Here is a 14,764-nt window from a genome sequence, read left to right as displayed (position 1 = left end):
CCCCGGAGGGGCATTGCCTTCATCACATCCGCGAAGACGGCGGCGCCTAAACCCCCGCCATCATCACGTATTTGATCTCGACATATTCTTCCATGCCGTGATGCGAGCCTTCGCGGCCGAGGCCGCTTTCCTTGACGCCGCCGAAAGGCGCGACTTCGGTGGTGATCAGGCCGGTGTTGACGCCGACCATGCCGGATTCCAGCGCCTCGGCGACACGCCAGACGCGGCCGAGATCGCGGGAGTAGAAGTAGGAGGCGAGACCGAACGGCGAGGCGTTGCACATCGCGATGACATCGGCCTCGTCCTTGAAGCGGATCACCGGTGCGAGCGGGCCGAAGGTTTCCTCCTGCGCCACCAGCGAGTCCGGCTTGACGTCGGCAAGGACGGTCGGCTCGAAGAACGAGCGCCCGAGCTCGCTGCGCTTGCCGCCGGTGACGATCCTGGCGCCGCGCTTGACGGCATCGGCGATGTGGCGCTCGACCTTGTCGACCGCTTTCAAATTGATCAGCGGGCCCTGCGTGACGCCGGTTTCCGTGCCGTCGCCGATCTTCATCGCCGCGACCTTCTTCGACAGCTTCTGCACGAACTCGTCGTAGATCTTGTCCTGGGCGTAGAGGCGGTTGGCGCAGACGCAGGTCTGGCCCATGTTGCGGTATTTCGAGACGATCGCGCCTTCGACCGCGGCATCGATATCGGCGTCGTCGAACACCACGAACGGCGCGTTGCCGCCGAGCTCGAGGCCGAGCCGCTTCACGCCGACGGAGGCCTGCCGGTAGAGAATCTTGCCGACCGCGGTCGAGCCGGTGAAGCCGACGAAACGCACGGCCGGATGCTCGCACAGCACCTTGCCGATCGGCGCGGCATCGCCGGTGACGATGTTGAACACACCCTTGGGCACGCCGGCTTTCTCCGCGAGCGCGGCCAGCGCCAGCGCCGACAGCGGCGTTTCATTGGCGGGCTTCAGCACCACGGTGCAGCCGGCCGCAAGCGCCGGCGAAACCTTTCGGGTGATCATCGAGTTCGGGAAATTCCACGGCGTGATCGCGCCGCACACGCCGATCGGCTGCTTGATCGCGAGCAGGCGCGCATCCGGCCGCTGCGTCGGAATGGTCTCGCCATAGACGCGGCGGGCCTCCTCGGCGAAAAATTCGACATAGGCGCCGCCGATGTCGACCTCGCCGAGGGCTTCACTGAGCGGCTTGCCCTGCTCGGAGGTGAGGATCAGCGCGAGGTCCTCGCGATTGGCGATGATCAGCTCGAACCATTTGCGCAAGATATTGGAGCGCTGCTTGGCGGTATGCTTGGCCCAGGCCGGAAAGGCGCGCTCGGCGGCCTCGACCGCCTTGGTGGCGTCATCGGCCGAAAGCTGCGGAACCTTTGCAAGCTCGACGCCGGTCGCAGGATTGTTGACGGCGAAGACCGGCGATCCGACCCAGGCGCCGTCGATGTAGCAGGCCTCCTTCAGAAGCGACTGGTCCTTCAACCGGTCGCGCAGATTGGACGTGGCGTGCTGAGCACGTGCGGCGGCGGTCGGGGTCATGGCGTTACTCCTGCGGGCTTTTCAGGTTCGCGGGGAATATAGGGACAAGCGGCGCGCAATGCACCGTCCCGCAACGCACATCTGCTGGGAGCCAGGCTCGGATCGGCGGACTTACGCCGCGCCGCTCATATAGGTCTCGCGCCGCCCGATCATGCGCTCGGCGGCGGCCTTGGCGTCGGCCTTCGAGGAGGTCGCGCAGGTCCGGTACTCGAGATCTGGGACGTCGGATGCGTTGCGGCGGCCGAACCAGGATTTCGAGCCGACCGGCAGCAGCGCCAGCGCCTGCGCCAGATTGTCGACCGCGCCGAACGAATAGAGCGCGCCGGTGCCGGCGATGCGGACCTCGTAGATGCCGGGCGAGATCGGCGCTTCGAGATTTTCGCCCCGTCCGGGACGGGGATAGCGCTTCCATTCGCTCCAGGTCGAAATCATCTGAGGTCCCCCACGCGGCCGGTGGGCGGCCGCCAAATTTGCATCAAGTCTTAACGTTGGCCGTCGATCGGCCGAGAGCTGAACGCCGCAGCTCACAAAATGTTTCAAGTGCTTCAAACAGTCGAAACATATCGCCAGCGCCCATCCACGGTCACGGCTGGTTGCGGCCATCCACCGCAGATTGTGACGGAGTGTTGCAGTTCAGCCGCCTTGTCGTCCTGCGCGCCTCTTGTCCTCCTGCGCGGGGCGTGGACCGTCAAGTCACGACATCGCGACCGCGGCAGGTACGTGGATATACTTGCCGCGCGGAGCACGCGGGAGGAGAATTGATCACTTCCAACAATAATCAAACCGGAGGAAACGCGTATGCAAGGCAAAGCCCAGATCGACGAGATTCTGCGCCAGAAGAGCGAGGCCAGGGAGATTCCTGGCGTCGTCGCCATCGCCGCCAGCGGTACCGACGTGCTGTATCAGGGCGCGTTCGGCAAACGCGACCTGTCCAAGCCGGATGCGATGACCGCCGACAGCGTGTTCTGGATCGCATCGATGACGAAGGCGGTGACATCAGCGGGCGCGATGCAGCTCGTCGAGCAAGGCAAGCTGTCGCTGGATGCGCCGATCGGCGAGGTGTTGCCCGATCTCGCCAAGCCGCAGGTGCTCGAAGGTTTCGACGCCAAGGGCGAGGCCAAGCTGCGTCCGGCCAAGGGGCCGATCACGCTGCGCCAGCTCATGACCCACACGGCAGGCTTCTGCTACAATATGTGGAACGGCGATCTCGCGGTCTATCTGGACAAGAACGGCATCCCCGCCATCACCACCTGCCAGAACGCGGCGTTGAAGACGCCGATCATGACCGACCCCGGCACGCGCTGGGAATACGGCACCAATATCGATTTCGTCGGCAAGGCGGTGGAAGCCGTCAGCGGCAAGCGCCTCGATGCCTATCTGCGCGACAATCTATTCGCACCGCTCGGCATGAGCGATACCGCTTTCAAGATCACCGACGACATGCGCAAGCGCCTGGTTGGCATGCATGCGCGCGGCGAGGACGGCCAGCTCGCCGCGATCCCGTTCGAGCTCGAGCAGGAGCCGGAATTCCACATGGGTGGCGGCGGCCTTTATTCGACCGCGGCCGACTACATCAGGTTTACCCAGATGATTTTGAACAAGGGCCGCGGCAACGGCAATCAGGTGCTGAAGGCCGAGACCATCGCGACGATGGGGCAGAACCACATCGGCGACCTCGCCATGGGCAAGCTGACCACGGCGGCGCCGATGTATACCAACGACGTCGATCTCTATCCGGAGCAGGTGAAGAAGTGGGGCCTCAGCTTCATGATCAACACCGCCAAGACCGCCGAGGGGCGCAGCGCGGGCAGCCTCGCCTGGGCGGGCCTCGCCAACACCTATTACTGGATCGATCCGGCACGCGACGTCACCGGCGTGATCCTGATGCAGCTGCTGCCATTCGCCGACGCAAAGTGTCTCGAGGCTTTTGCCGGCTTCGAGCGCGGCGTCTATGCCGGGCTCGATGCCGGCAGTGGGCAGAAGGCGGCGTGAGGCGCGCCTAACTCTCACGACGCATCATGGCCGGGCTTGTTGTCCCGGCCATCCACGCACCTGGCTGGAGGACACGATCTTGGCAGACAAAGCCGATAGTTACGTTTGCGGCACCTCCGACACGCCGCTGCTTGGCGACACGATCGGGCGCAGCCTCGATCAGGCCGCGCGACGCTGGAGCGATCGTGAGGCGCTGGTCTCGCCCAGCCACGGCGTGAGATGGACGTGGAAGGAGCTTGCCGAGCGGGTCGACGCGCTCGCCGCCAGCTTTGTCGCGCTCGGCCTCGAACGCGGCGCACGAATCGGTATCTGGTCGCTGAACCGGCCGGAATGGACGCTGACCCAGTTCGCCGCCGCCAAGGCTGGTCTCATCCTGGTGACGATCAATCCGGCCTACCGGCTGAGCGAGCTGGAATTCGCGCTTCACAAGGTCGGATGTAGCGCCATCGTCACCGCGACGGCGTTCAAGACCAGCAACTACATGGACATGCTCAACACGCTGTTGCCAGAGCTTGCGAGCGCCAAGCCCGGGCAATTGCGCGCCGCGCGGCTACCGGCCTTGCGCATCGTGATCCAGATCGGCGGCCCCGCCTGCCCGGGCACGATCCCGTTCGACGAGGTCGCCGGCATGGGCGGAACTCAGTATCGCGAGCAGCTCGCCGCGCTCGGTGCCTCCCTGCAATTCGACGATGCCGTCAACATCCAGTTCACCAGCGGAACGACGGGATCTCCCAAGGGCGTGACGCTGACCCATCACAACATTCTCAACAACGGCTATTTCGTCGGCCGCGCCATGCGCCTGACCGAACAGGACCGCATCTGCATTCCGGTGCCGCTCTATCATTGCTTCGGCATGGTGATGGGTAACCTCGCCTCCGTCACGCTCGGCGCAACGATGGTCTATCCCGGCGAGGGGTTTGATCCGCTCGCGACGCTGCGGACGATCGAGCAGGAAAAATGCACCGCGCTGTACGGTGTGCCGACGATGTTCATCGCCGAACTCGACCACGGCGAATTCTCAAACTTCAATCTGAAGTCGCTGCGCACCGGCATCATGGCCGGTGCACCCTGCCCGATCGAGGTGATGAAGCGCGTCAATAGCGAGATGAACATGGGCGAGGTCACGATCGCCTATGGCATGACCGAGACGAGCCCGGTCAGCTTCCAGAGCGCCGTCGACGATCCGCTCGACCGCCGCGTCTCGACGGTCGGGCGAATCCATCCGCATGTCGAGGTCAAGGTCGTCGATCTCGATGGCAAGATCGTCAAGCGCGGCCAACGGGGCGAGCTCTGCACCCGCGGCTACAGCGTGATGCTGGGCTACTGGGAGGAGACGGAGAAGACCGCGGACGTGCTCGACGCCAACGGCTGGATGCATACCGGCGACATCGCCATCATCGACGACCAAGGTTACTGCAACATCGTCGGCCGCATCAAGGACATGGTGATCCGCGGCGGCGAGAACCTCTATCCACGCGAGATCGAGGAATTTCTCTACCGCCACCCCAAGATTCAGGACGTGCAGATCTTTGGCGTCGCGGATACCCGCTACGGCGAGGAGCTCTGCGCCTGGATCCGCGTCAGGTCCGGCGAGAAGCTGACGATGGAAGAGGTGCGCAGCTTCTGCGACGGTCAGATCGCCCACAACAAGATCCCGCGTTACGTGGAATTCGTCGACGAGTTTCCGATGACCGTGACCGGAAAGATCCAGAAATTCCTGATGCGCGACGACGTGGAAAAGCGGCTTGGACTGAAAGCCGCGAAGACTGCGTGAGTCGCATCTGTCGTTCCCCGCGAAGGCGGGGAATCCGGTACGCCGCGGCTTCTCCGTACCCCACTAACGACTCTGGAATACTGGGTCACCCGGCCAAGCCGGGTGACGACAGCGGAGAGTGCCGCGCGCAATGACGGGGAGAGCGTCCGCGTTACACTGTCAGGCCGCGCTGCCCGGCGAGCTCCTTCAGCGACACCTGCGGACGCGCGCCGATGTGCTGGATCACTTCGGCGGCGGCGAGCGCGCCGAGCTCGCCACACTGCTTGTAGGGCAGGTTGCGCGCCAGACCATACAGGAAGCCGGCCGCGAAGAGGTCGCCGGCGCCGGTGGTGTCGACCAGCTGGGCAATGGGGAATGCAGGCGCGGCGACGGCGTCTTCCGGCGAGACCACCATGCAGCCCTTTTCGCTGCGGGTGACCACGCCGAGATTGACGTCGTTGCGCAGCTGCTTGAGTGCGGTGTCGAAATCCGAGGTCATGTAGAGCGAATGCAGCTCGGACTCGTTGGCGAACACGATATCGACGGTGCCGTTGCGCATCAGCCCCAGGAACTCGTCGCGATAACGATCGACGCAGAAGGAATCCGACAGCGTCAGCGCCACCTTGCGCTTGGCATCATGGGCGATCTTGGCCGCCTTGACGAAGGCGTCCTTGGCGTTCTTGGGGTCCCAGAGATAGCCCTCGAGGTAGACGATGCCGGCCGCGGCGATCTCCGCCGGGTCGATGTCCGCGGGCGACAGGTCCTGCGCGGCGCCGAGATAGGTGTTCATGGTGCGCTCGCCGTCACCCGTCACCAGGATGTAGGAGCAGCCGGTCGCAGGGCCGTCCTTCGCCGCGGGCGTGTTGAAGGCGACGCCGGCAGCGCGGATGTCGTGGACGTAGAGCTTCCCGATCTGGTCGTCCTTGACCTTGCCCACATAGGCGGCGCGCGCCCCAAGGCTGCCGATGCCGACGATGGTATTGGCCGCCGAACCGCCGGAAACTTCCGTCGCCGGGCCCATGTCCTTGTAGATGGCGGCGGCCCGCGCCTCGTCGATCAGGGACATGCTGCCCTTGGTCATGCCGTGCTTGCCCAAAAAGGCTTCATCGGTCTTGACCAGCACGTCGAACAGCGCGTTGCCGATGCCGAGAACGTCATATTTCACGTCAGCCATTCACCTTGATCCTGTTTGGCGGATTGCGATACCTGCGGAAATCCGCTTCCTGTCGGTCTGAAATCTGGCTCGCGGCCTATCACGACCGGCCCTTCGCGGGCAAGCAACGGTATTATGTCGGCGCAATGATCCGCTCCTTCCTGACAGTCTCGACGGGAACATTGGCCTCGCGCCTGCTCGGTTTTGCGCGCGATTCGATGATTGCCGCACTGTTGGGCACGGGCGCGGTGGCGGACGCGTTTCTGGCGGCATTCCAGCTCGTCAATGTGGTGCGGCGCCTGCTCAGCGAGGGGGCCCTGAATGCGGCACTGATCCCGGCCTGGCTGCGCGTTCGTGACCGCGATGGCGAGGCGGCTGCGGCGGCGTTCGCGGGACGCGTGCTGGGTACGGTCAGCGCGAGCCTGATCGCGATCTCGATCGTCATTGCGCTGTCGATGCCGCTGATCATCATGATCATCGCGCCGGGCTTCGTCGGCAGCGCATCGCTTGATCTCGCCGTCCAGAATGCGCGGCTGATGCTGCCTTATCTCGCCTTCGCGGGACCCGTCACGGTGTTGATGGGTCTGCTCAATGCGCAGGGGCGCTTTGCACTCACCGCGTTCTCACCGCTGTTGCTCAACATCGCCCTGATCGCCGCGATCGCAGCACTTCTGCTGTGGCACGCCGATGCAACCTTCGCCGCGTGGATGCTGGCGGCCACCGTCGGCATCGCCGGCCTGCTGCAACTCCTGATGCTGCTGTCGCAGCGAAGTGCGCGTCTGGCGACACCGCTGCGTGTGAGCTTCGACAAGGAAATGCGCGGCTTCTTCGCCAAGGCGATCCCGGGCATGATCGCGAGCTCCGGCCCGCAATGGCTGATGGTAGCCGGCGCGATCATCGCCTCCGCCACGCCCGCCGCGGTCTCCTGGCTCTATTTCGCCAACCGCCTGATCGAGCTGCCGCTTGGCATTGTCGGCGTCGCCATGGGTACGGTGCTGGTGCCGGAGCTGACGCGCGCGGTGAGTAGCGGCGATCGTGATGCAGTTGCGCATGCGGAATCGCGCGCGCTGGAACTCGCCACCGGGCTGGCGCTGCCGGCGACGTTCGGCCTGATCGTGCTGGCCGAGCCGATCGTGCGGCTGCTGTTCGAACATGGCGCCTTTGGCGCGGAGGACAGCGCGGCCACGGCGCGCGCACTGATGTGGCTGGCGCTGGGCCTGCCGGCTCATGTGCTGATCAAGGCGCTGTCCCCGGCCTATTTTGCCCGCAACGACACGATGACGCCGCTGCTGGCGACGGCCAAAGGGTTCGTGGTCGCGGTCGCGCTCGCGGTCCTGCTCGGTCACTTCTTCGGCGCGAGCGGGATCGCCGCCAGCATTGCCGCCGGCGCCTGGAGCAGTGCGATTTCGCTGCTCCGGAAAGGCACGCGTGAATTCGGCTTCTCGGTCGACGCTGCGGCCCGCAACCGGCTGCCGCGGATCGTGCTCGCCGCAACCGCCATGGGCGCCCTGCTCTGGCTGACGACGAGCCTTTTGTCTGCCGAGGCCCGTTGGTCTGCCCATGACCTGATCCGCTTCATGGCGCTGGGCCTGCAGATCGCGGCGGGGATCACCGTCTATGGCCTGCTCCTGCAAGTCCTCGGCGTCGCGTCCTGGCGTGAGGCGGTCAACGCCCTGAGGAAGCCTGCCCCCGAGACTCCTGCCCCCAAGGCCCCTGACGCGCAAGGCTCCTGACGCGCAGGCTCCTGACGCGCAGGCTCCTGGCGCGTAGCTCGCGAATTGCACTTGACGACGCTCCGCCGCTGTTGGAAACGACGGCCAATTACCTCCATGAAAGCTGGCCAGGAAGGCTAACCATGCCATTCGTTGAACGGGTCTTTTCGGGCGTCCAGCCGACGGGCAATCTGCATCTCGGCAATTACCTCGGCGCGATCGTCAACTTCGTGAAGATGCAGGAAACCCACAACTGCATCTATTGCGTCGTCGACATGCACGCGATTACGCAGGGCGTGGACGTCTGGGGTGGACCGGTCGAGCTCGCGCGCAACACCCGCGAGGTGACCGCGGCGTTCATCGCCAGCGGCATCGATCCGAACAAGCACATCGTGTTCAACCAGAGCCAGGTCTCGGGCCACGCCGAGCTCGCCTGGATATTCAACTGCGTCGCGCGCATGGGCTGGCTGGGCCGCATGACCCAGTTCAAGGAGAAGGCCGGCAAGGACCGCGAGAATGCGTCCGTCGGGCTGTTCGACTATCCCGTGCTGATGGCGGCCGACATTCTGCTCTACCGCGCCACCCACGTGCCGGTCGGCGAGGACCAGAAACAGCATCTCGAGCTCTCGCGCGATATCGCGCAGAAGTTCAACAACGACTTCGCCGACTCGATCCGCAGCCAGGGCGCCAATGACGGCCTGTTCTTCCCGTTGCCGGAACCCTTGATCACGGGCCCGGCGACGCGCGTGATGAGCTTGCGCGACGGCACCAAGAAGATGTCGAAGTCGGACGCGTCCGACAATTCGCGCATCAATCTGACCGACGACGCCGACACCATCGCGCAGAAGGTGCGCAAGGCGAAGACCGATCCGGAGCCGCTGCCGACCGAGGAGAAGGGTCTGGAGGCGCGCCCCGAGGCCGACAATCTCGTCGGCATCTTCGCCGCGCTCTCCGGCCGCTCCAAGGCCGACGTGCTCAGGGATTTCGGCGGCGGCCAGTTCTCCAGCTTCAAGAACGCGCTGGTGGACCTCTGCGTCACCAAACTCGCGCCGATCGCCGGCGAGATGAAGCGCCTCGTCGCCGACCCCGGCCATATCGACGCGATCCTGAACGACGGCGCCGACCGGGCGCGCGCGATCGCCGACGAGACCATGAAGCTCTCGAAGGACATCGTCGGCTTCATCCGCCGGCGCTGACAATAAGTTCGCGGAACGCGGCCGACGCCACTGCGCCGGCCGCTTCTCCTCTCCCCAAGCGGGACGGAGTGTGGCAGCATGTCAGCCGTGCACATTCCGGGACATGCATGACCAGCAAGCGACTTTGCTTCGAGCCGGGTCACAAGCCCAAATGCCTCGTCATCGTCGACGACACCGCCGAATGGGATCGCGCGGTCTATTACGCCAGCCGCTGGGCGATCCGTGCCGGCGGCGGCGTGGTGATGCTCCGCATCATCGAGCCCGAACAGCAGAGCCAGGAATGGCTGGGCGTCGCCGACATCATGCGCGCCGAAGCGCAGGAGGCGGCAGAGGCCGCGCTCGACCGCGCCGCCGGCCGCGCCAACGGCATCGCCGCGATCACGCCGGAACGGGTGATCCGCGAGGGCGCTGCAATGGAACAGCTGCTGGCGGTGATCGACGAGGACCCCGACATCGCCATGCTGGTGCTCGCCGCGAACCCGGGCGCGGAGGGACCGGGGCCATTGGTCTCGCTGCTCGCGCACGCGCTGGGCACGTTCCCGGTGCCGGTGACGGTCATTTCCGGCGCGCTGAGCGACCAAAGCGTGGATTCGCTGTCATAGGCTGCTGCCCTGTACCTCGCCCCGTTGGCCGGGGGGAGGGAGAAGCGGGCACCCTAACCCGCTGATATAACAGGTGAACGGCCAGCTCACCTCTTGACCGTGCGTTCGCCGTCGCCATCTGCTAGTGGATAGCGCACGCGCCGGCCTTGAACCGGCGACGTCTGGAGAAAACCATGTTCATTCAAACCGAAGCCACCCCCAATCCCGCCACGCTGAAGTTCATTCCCGGCCGCGTCGTGGTCGACGGCGGTCCGATGGAATTTGTGAACCGCGAATCGGCCGCTCGCTCACCGCTCGCCGAAAAGCTGTTCGAGGTGCCCGGCGTCACCGGCGTGTTCTACGGATCGGATTTCATCACCGTGACCAAGGCGGACGGTGAATGGCAACAGCTCAAGCCCGCGATCCTCGGCGCCATCATGGAGCACTACATGTCCGGCGCGCCGCTGCTCGCCGACGGTGCGGCCGCGAGCGATGTCGATCTCGACGACGAGGACGAATTCTTCGACGAGGCCGATGCCGAGACGGTCGACATGATCAAGGATCTGATCGAGACCCGCGTGCGGCCCGCGGTCGCCAATGACGGCGGCGACATCACTTTCCGCGGCTTCAAGGACGGTATCGTCTATCTCAACATGAAGGGCTCCTGTGCCGGCTGCCCGTCATCGACCGCGACGCTCCAGCACGGCATCCAGAACCTGCTCAAGCACTTCGTGCCGGACGTGGTCGAAGTCCGGCCGATGTAGGCTGGGGCCGCAAAGGCGTGGATGGCCGGGACAAGCCCGGCCATGATGGCGAGCATTCCATGACGGATGGTGCTACGATCGTTCCATGCTGATCCTTGCCATCGATACCGCGCTGGAAGCGTGCGCGGTCGCCGTGCTCGACACCGACGCCGGCCAGCTCCTCGCGCAGGAGCAGCTTCTGATGAAGCGCGGCCACGCCGAAGCGCTGATGCCGATGATCGCGCGCGTGATGCTATCAGCCAATCTCGCCTTCACCTCGCTCGATCGCATCGCGGTCACCATGGGCCCCGGAAGTTTCACCGGCCTGCGCGTCGGCATTTCGGCGGCCCGCGGCCTTGCGCTTGCCGCGAAGCGCCCCGCCGTCGGCCTGACCACCTTGTCGGCCTATGCCGCCACCGTCGTTGGCCAGAGCGGTGCGGCCCCGGTGATCTCGGCCATCGATGCGCGGCACGATCACGTCTACTTCCAGATCGTGGCCGGCGACGGCAGCCAGCTGGTACGGCCGGGTGTCGCTTCCGTCGACGAGGTGATCGCGGCCTCGCAATTCGGCGCGCCGCATCTGGTCGGCAATGCCGCGAAGATCCTCGCCGAGCGCTGGCCGAAAGATATGCCGCAGCCGGTCGCGGTCGACGCGCAGCCCGCGCCCGACATCGGCTGGGTCGCATGGCTTGGCGCCGCCGCCGATCCCGCGACAAATCCGGCGCGGCCGTTCTATCTAAAGGCGCCCGACGCCAAGCCGGCCGCACAACTGCCGCTTGCAGCGCAAGCCGCAAGCTCATGATGAGATGGTTGTCGGAATGGTGGCGCGGCGGTACGGCCGTCGTCGAGCCGGCCGTCGCGCGCGACGTCGCACGGCTCGCGCAGCTTCACGGCGCCTCCTTCGCGCGCGGCTGGGGCGAAGGCGAGTTCGAGAGCATGCTCAGTGAGCGCAACACGCTGGTGCACCGGTTGCGCCTCGGCCGCAAGACCGTCGGCTTCGCGGTGTCGCGGATCGGCGCGGACGAAGCGGAGATCCTCTCGATCGCGGTCGACCAGGCCCATCGCGGCCGCGGCCTCTCTCGCACGCTGCTGATGACCCATCTCGGCCACCTGGCAGGACGCGGCGTGCGCACAATATTTCTCGAGGTCGAGGAAAATAACCAGCCGGCGCGGCGACTCTACGACCGAACCGGATTCATGGTGGTCGGACGCCGCGAACGCTACTATAAACAGCCGAACGGGGAACAATTGAACGCACTTCTGATGCGACGTGACTTGTCGTAACATTGATGGCAGAAAGCGCCCCCTCAGGCAGACATCACATGACTGGACTTAAACCTTCCCCCGCATCCAAGGCGTCCGGCATCGAGGCGCGCTGTGCCGCCACCGGCATGCGCATGACCGAGCAGCGCCGTGTCATCGCCCGCGTGCTCGCGGAGGCCGTCGATCATCCCGATGTCGAGGAACTATACCGCCGCTGTGTCGCCGTCGACGACAAGATCTCGATCTCGACCGTGTATCGTACCGTCAAACTGTTCGAGGATGCCGGCATCATCGAGCGCCATGATTTCCGAGAGGGCCGCGCGCGCTACGAGCAGATGCGCGACAGCCATCACGACCACCTCATCAACCTGCGCGACGGCAAGGTGATCGAGTTCACCTCCGAGGAGATCGAGAAGCTCCAGGCGGAGATCGCCCGCAAGCTCGGTTACAAGCTGGTCGATCATCGGCTCGAACTCTATTGCGTCCCGCTCGACGACGACAAACCCACAAGCTAAGTGCCCATCGATCTCATCATCTTCGATTGCGACGGCGTGCTCGTGGACAGCGAGGTGATCTCCTGTCGCGCGCATGCGGACGTGCTGTCCAGGCACGGCTATCCGATCACATCGGAGCAGGTGCTGGTCCGCTTCCTCGGCGTATCCGAGAAAGACGCGCGGCGAATGGTCGAACAGGAGATCGGCCGCAGTCTTCCCGACGATCTTGAGAGCCAAGTGAATGCGGCGACGCTGCAATTTTATGCCAGCGATTTGCAGCCGATCACCCATGTGGCCGCAGCGATTGGCGCAATCGATTTGCCCAAATGCGTTGCCTCGAGCGGCACGCCGGAGAAGATCCATCATGGCCTGACGTGTGCTGGTCTCTACGACCTGCTCGCTCCGAACATCTTTTCCGCGAGCCAGGTCGCACGCGGCAAGCCCGCGCCCGATCTTTTTCTGTTCGCCGCCGCACAGATGAAAGTCGCGCCGGAGCGGTGCCTCGTGATCGAGGACAGCGTCCCCGGGGTGACCGGCGCGCATGCCGCCGGCATGACCGTGCTGGGCTTTCACGGTGGCAGCCATTGCCCACCAGGCCACGCTGAAAGACTGCGGGCCGCCGGGGCCGGATTGACGTTCGACGATATGCGGCAATTGTCGGAACTGGTCCGGCAGGTCGCGGCGGACGGCCTGGCGGGCTGATTCCCGCCCCTCGGCGTCATTCCGGGGCGATGCGCCAGCATCGAACCCTGAATCTCGTGCCAAAACCTCTGGATTCCGGGTTCGCGACTGCGTCGCGCCCCGGAATGACGACCGAAAAGACCCCCAATCGCTGGATTTCCGCCTCCCCAGCCTATATCTGAGGGCGGTCCTCCACCTCAATTCCGGGTTCCATGACGCCGCCGCGCAAGCTGCACATCAAATCATATGGCTGCCAGATGAACGTCTACGATGCCCAGCGCATGGTGGACACGCTGGCCCCGGAAGGATTCGTGGAGACGGCCAGCGCTGATGACGCCGACCTCGTCATCCTCAATACCTGCCATATCCGCGAGAAGGCCTCGGAAAAGGTCTATTCGGAGCTCGGCCGCCTGCGCCTCGCCAAGGACGCAGCCGCGCGCGACGGGCGCATCATGCAGATCGCGGTCGCGGGCTGCGTGGCACAGGCCGAGGGCGAGGAGATCGTGCGCCGTGCACCCGCGGTCGATGTCGTGGTCGGCCCGCAGAGCTATCATCATTTGCCGCAGCTGTTGAAGCGCGCGGGCAATGAAGGCCGCGCCATCGAGACCGAATTTCCTGCTCAGGACAAGTTCGGCTTCCTGGCCCAGCCCAAGCCCGGCGCAATCCGCGCCCGCGGCATTTCCGCTTTCGTCACGGTGCAGGAAGGCTGCGACAAGTTCTGCACCTTCTGCGTCGTGCCTTACACGCGTGGTTCGGAAGTCTCGCGGCCGGTGGCAAGGATCGTCGACGATGTGAAGCGGCTCACTGAGAACGGTGTGCGCGAGCTCACGCTGATCGGACAGAACGTCAACGCCTATCACGGCGAGGGGCCGGACGGAAAAAGCTGGCCGCTCGGCAGACTGCTGGAGCACCTCGCGGCGCTCCCGGGCATCGCGCGGCTGCGCTATTCGACCAGCCATCCCCGCGATGTCGATGACAGTTTGATTGCAGCCCACCGCGATCTCGGCGAGCTGATGCCGTTCGTGCACCTGCCGGTGCAGTCGGGCTCGGACCGGATTCTGGCCGCCATGAACCGGAAACATACCGCCGATGATTATCGGCGTGTCGTCGACCGTTTCCGGTCCGCACGCCAAGACATTGCTTTTTCATCAGATTTTATCGTCGGCTTCCCCGGCGAGAGCGAGCAAGATTTTCTCGCCACCCTCGCGCTTGTCACGCAAATCGGCTACGCTGCGGCGTATTCGTTCAAATACTCCGCCCGGCCGGGAACGCCGGCCGCGGACATGCAGGAGACGGTGTCCCCCGTCGAGATGGACCAGCGATTGGAGCGGCTCCAGGAATTGATCGACAGCCAGCAATCGGCCTTCAACAAGGCTGCGATTGGCTCAACGGTCGATGTGCTGTTCGAGCGTCCTGCCCGCAAGGACGGCCAGATCGTCGGCCGCACCGCATTCCTCCAGCCCGCGCATGTGATGGCCTCGCCCGACATCATCGGACAAATCCTGCCGGTCCGGATCGACAGTCTCGAACGCTACAGTTTCCTCGGTGAGCTCGCCATGGCGCACGAGCCCGCTTTATCGTCCATCGCCAGTGGAGCCTGAACCCTTGCCCAAAAGCGCATCGGATTCTTCTTCTATCGCTCCCAGCCGCAAATTT

The 14,764-nt window shown here is 64.9% G+C and carries 14 protein-coding genes; 11 read left to right on the top strand and 3 right to left on the bottom strand.

Going from position 1 to position 14,764, the window contains the following annotated elements:
* Positions 1–46: 46 nt before the first annotated feature.
* Both JQ591_RS06330 and JQ591_RS06325 read right to left on the bottom strand, forming a co-directional pair.
* Positions 47–1,540 carry an NAD-dependent succinate-semialdehyde dehydrogenase gene (locus JQ591_RS06330; RefSeq protein ID WP_211395160.1) on the bottom strand — a complete coding sequence of 498 codons (1,494 nt, stop codon included), beginning with the start codon at positions 1,538–1,540 and terminating at the stop codon, positions 47–49.
* Positions 1,541–1,651: 111 nt separating this feature from the next.
* Positions 1,652–1,972: a hypothetical protein gene (locus JQ591_RS06325; RefSeq protein ID WP_211395159.1), complete on the bottom strand. Its 321-nt coding sequence runs from the start codon at positions 1,970–1,972 to the stop codon at positions 1,652–1,654.
* Positions 1,973–2,338: 366 nt separating this feature from the next.
* Between JQ591_RS06325 and JQ591_RS06320 the strand changes: the two genes are divergently transcribed.
* Together JQ591_RS06320 and JQ591_RS06315 are read left to right on the top strand one after the other, a co-directional pair.
* Entirely contained in the window at positions 2,339–3,532 is a 1,194-nt protein-coding gene (locus tag JQ591_RS06320) for a serine hydrolase domain-containing protein (RefSeq protein WP_211395158.1), read from the top strand.
* 79 nt (positions 3,533–3,611) lie between these two features.
* Positions 3,612–5,306, top strand: a complete 1,695-nt coding sequence (locus JQ591_RS06315) for an AMP-binding protein (RefSeq protein WP_211395157.1) — start codon at positions 3,612–3,614, stop codon at positions 5,304–5,306.
* 151 nt (positions 5,307–5,457) lie between these two features.
* Here JQ591_RS06315 and JQ591_RS06310 read toward each other — a convergent pair whose 3' ends face one another.
* On the bottom strand, positions 5,458–6,459 hold the full coding sequence (locus tag JQ591_RS06310; protein ID WP_211395156.1) for an adenosine kinase: 1,002 nt from the start codon (positions 6,457–6,459) through the stop codon (positions 5,458–5,460).
* A gap of 125 nt (positions 6,460–6,584) precedes the next feature.
* Between JQ591_RS06310 and murJ the strand changes: the two genes are divergently transcribed.
* From murJ to miaB, 9 genes are all read left to right on the top strand, one after another.
* A complete protein-coding gene (murJ, locus tag JQ591_RS06305; RefSeq protein ID WP_211395155.1) occupies positions 6,585–8,171 on the top strand; it encodes a murein biosynthesis integral membrane protein MurJ in 1,587 nt (528 codons plus the stop codon).
* A gap of 122 nt (positions 8,172–8,293) precedes the next feature.
* Positions 8,294–9,346 (top strand): tryptophan--tRNA ligase, encoded by a 1,053-nt coding sequence (gene trpS / locus JQ591_RS06300; protein WP_211395154.1) that lies wholly within the window; start codon positions 8,294–8,296, stop codon positions 9,344–9,346.
* 107 nt (positions 9,347–9,453) lie between these two features.
* Entirely contained in the window at positions 9,454–9,948 is a 495-nt protein-coding gene (locus JQ591_RS06295; protein ID WP_007598307.1) for a universal stress protein, read from the top strand.
* Between the two features lie 173 nt (positions 9,949–10,121).
* A complete protein-coding gene (locus JQ591_RS06290; RefSeq protein ID WP_211395153.1) occupies positions 10,122–10,691 on the top strand; it encodes a NifU family protein in 570 nt (189 codons plus the stop codon).
* 85 nt (positions 10,692–10,776) lie between these two features.
* Positions 10,777–11,472, top strand: a complete 696-nt coding sequence (tsaB, locus tag JQ591_RS06285) for a tRNA (adenosine(37)-N6)-threonylcarbamoyltransferase complex dimerization subunit type 1 TsaB (RefSeq protein WP_211395152.1) — start codon at positions 10,777–10,779, stop codon at positions 11,470–11,472.
* The gene (gene rimI / locus JQ591_RS06280) at positions 11,469–11,954 is read left to right on the top strand and encodes a ribosomal protein S18-alanine N-acetyltransferase (protein WP_211395151.1); all 486 of its coding nucleotides are present in this window, start codon (positions 11,469–11,471) and stop codon (positions 11,952–11,954) included. Before tsaB ends, rimI begins: the two co-directional genes overlap by 4 nt.
* Before the next feature lie 38 nt (positions 11,955–11,992).
* The gene (locus JQ591_RS06275; RefSeq protein ID WP_007598312.1) at positions 11,993–12,448 is read left to right on the top strand and encodes a Fur family transcriptional regulator; all 456 of its coding nucleotides are present in this window, start codon (positions 11,993–11,995) and stop codon (positions 12,446–12,448) included.
* Complete coding sequence (locus JQ591_RS06270) at positions 12,449–13,129, top strand: HAD family hydrolase (RefSeq protein WP_211395150.1); 681 nt, start codon at positions 12,449–12,451, stop codon at positions 13,127–13,129.
* 191 nt (positions 13,130–13,320) lie between these two features.
* Complete coding sequence (gene miaB / locus JQ591_RS06265; RefSeq protein ID WP_211395149.1) at positions 13,321–14,709, top strand: tRNA (N6-isopentenyl adenosine(37)-C2)-methylthiotransferase MiaB; 1,389 nt, start codon at positions 13,321–13,323, stop codon at positions 14,707–14,709.
* Positions 14,710–14,764 lie beyond the last annotated feature (55 nt).

The sequence above is a fragment of the Bradyrhizobium canariense genome (assembly GCF_018130465.1).
GTDB lineage: Bacteria > Pseudomonadota > Alphaproteobacteria > Rhizobiales > Xanthobacteraceae > Bradyrhizobium > Bradyrhizobium canariense_C.
Note: the sequence above shows the minus strand (reverse complement) of the source record. Positions and strands in the feature narration are given on the sequence as shown.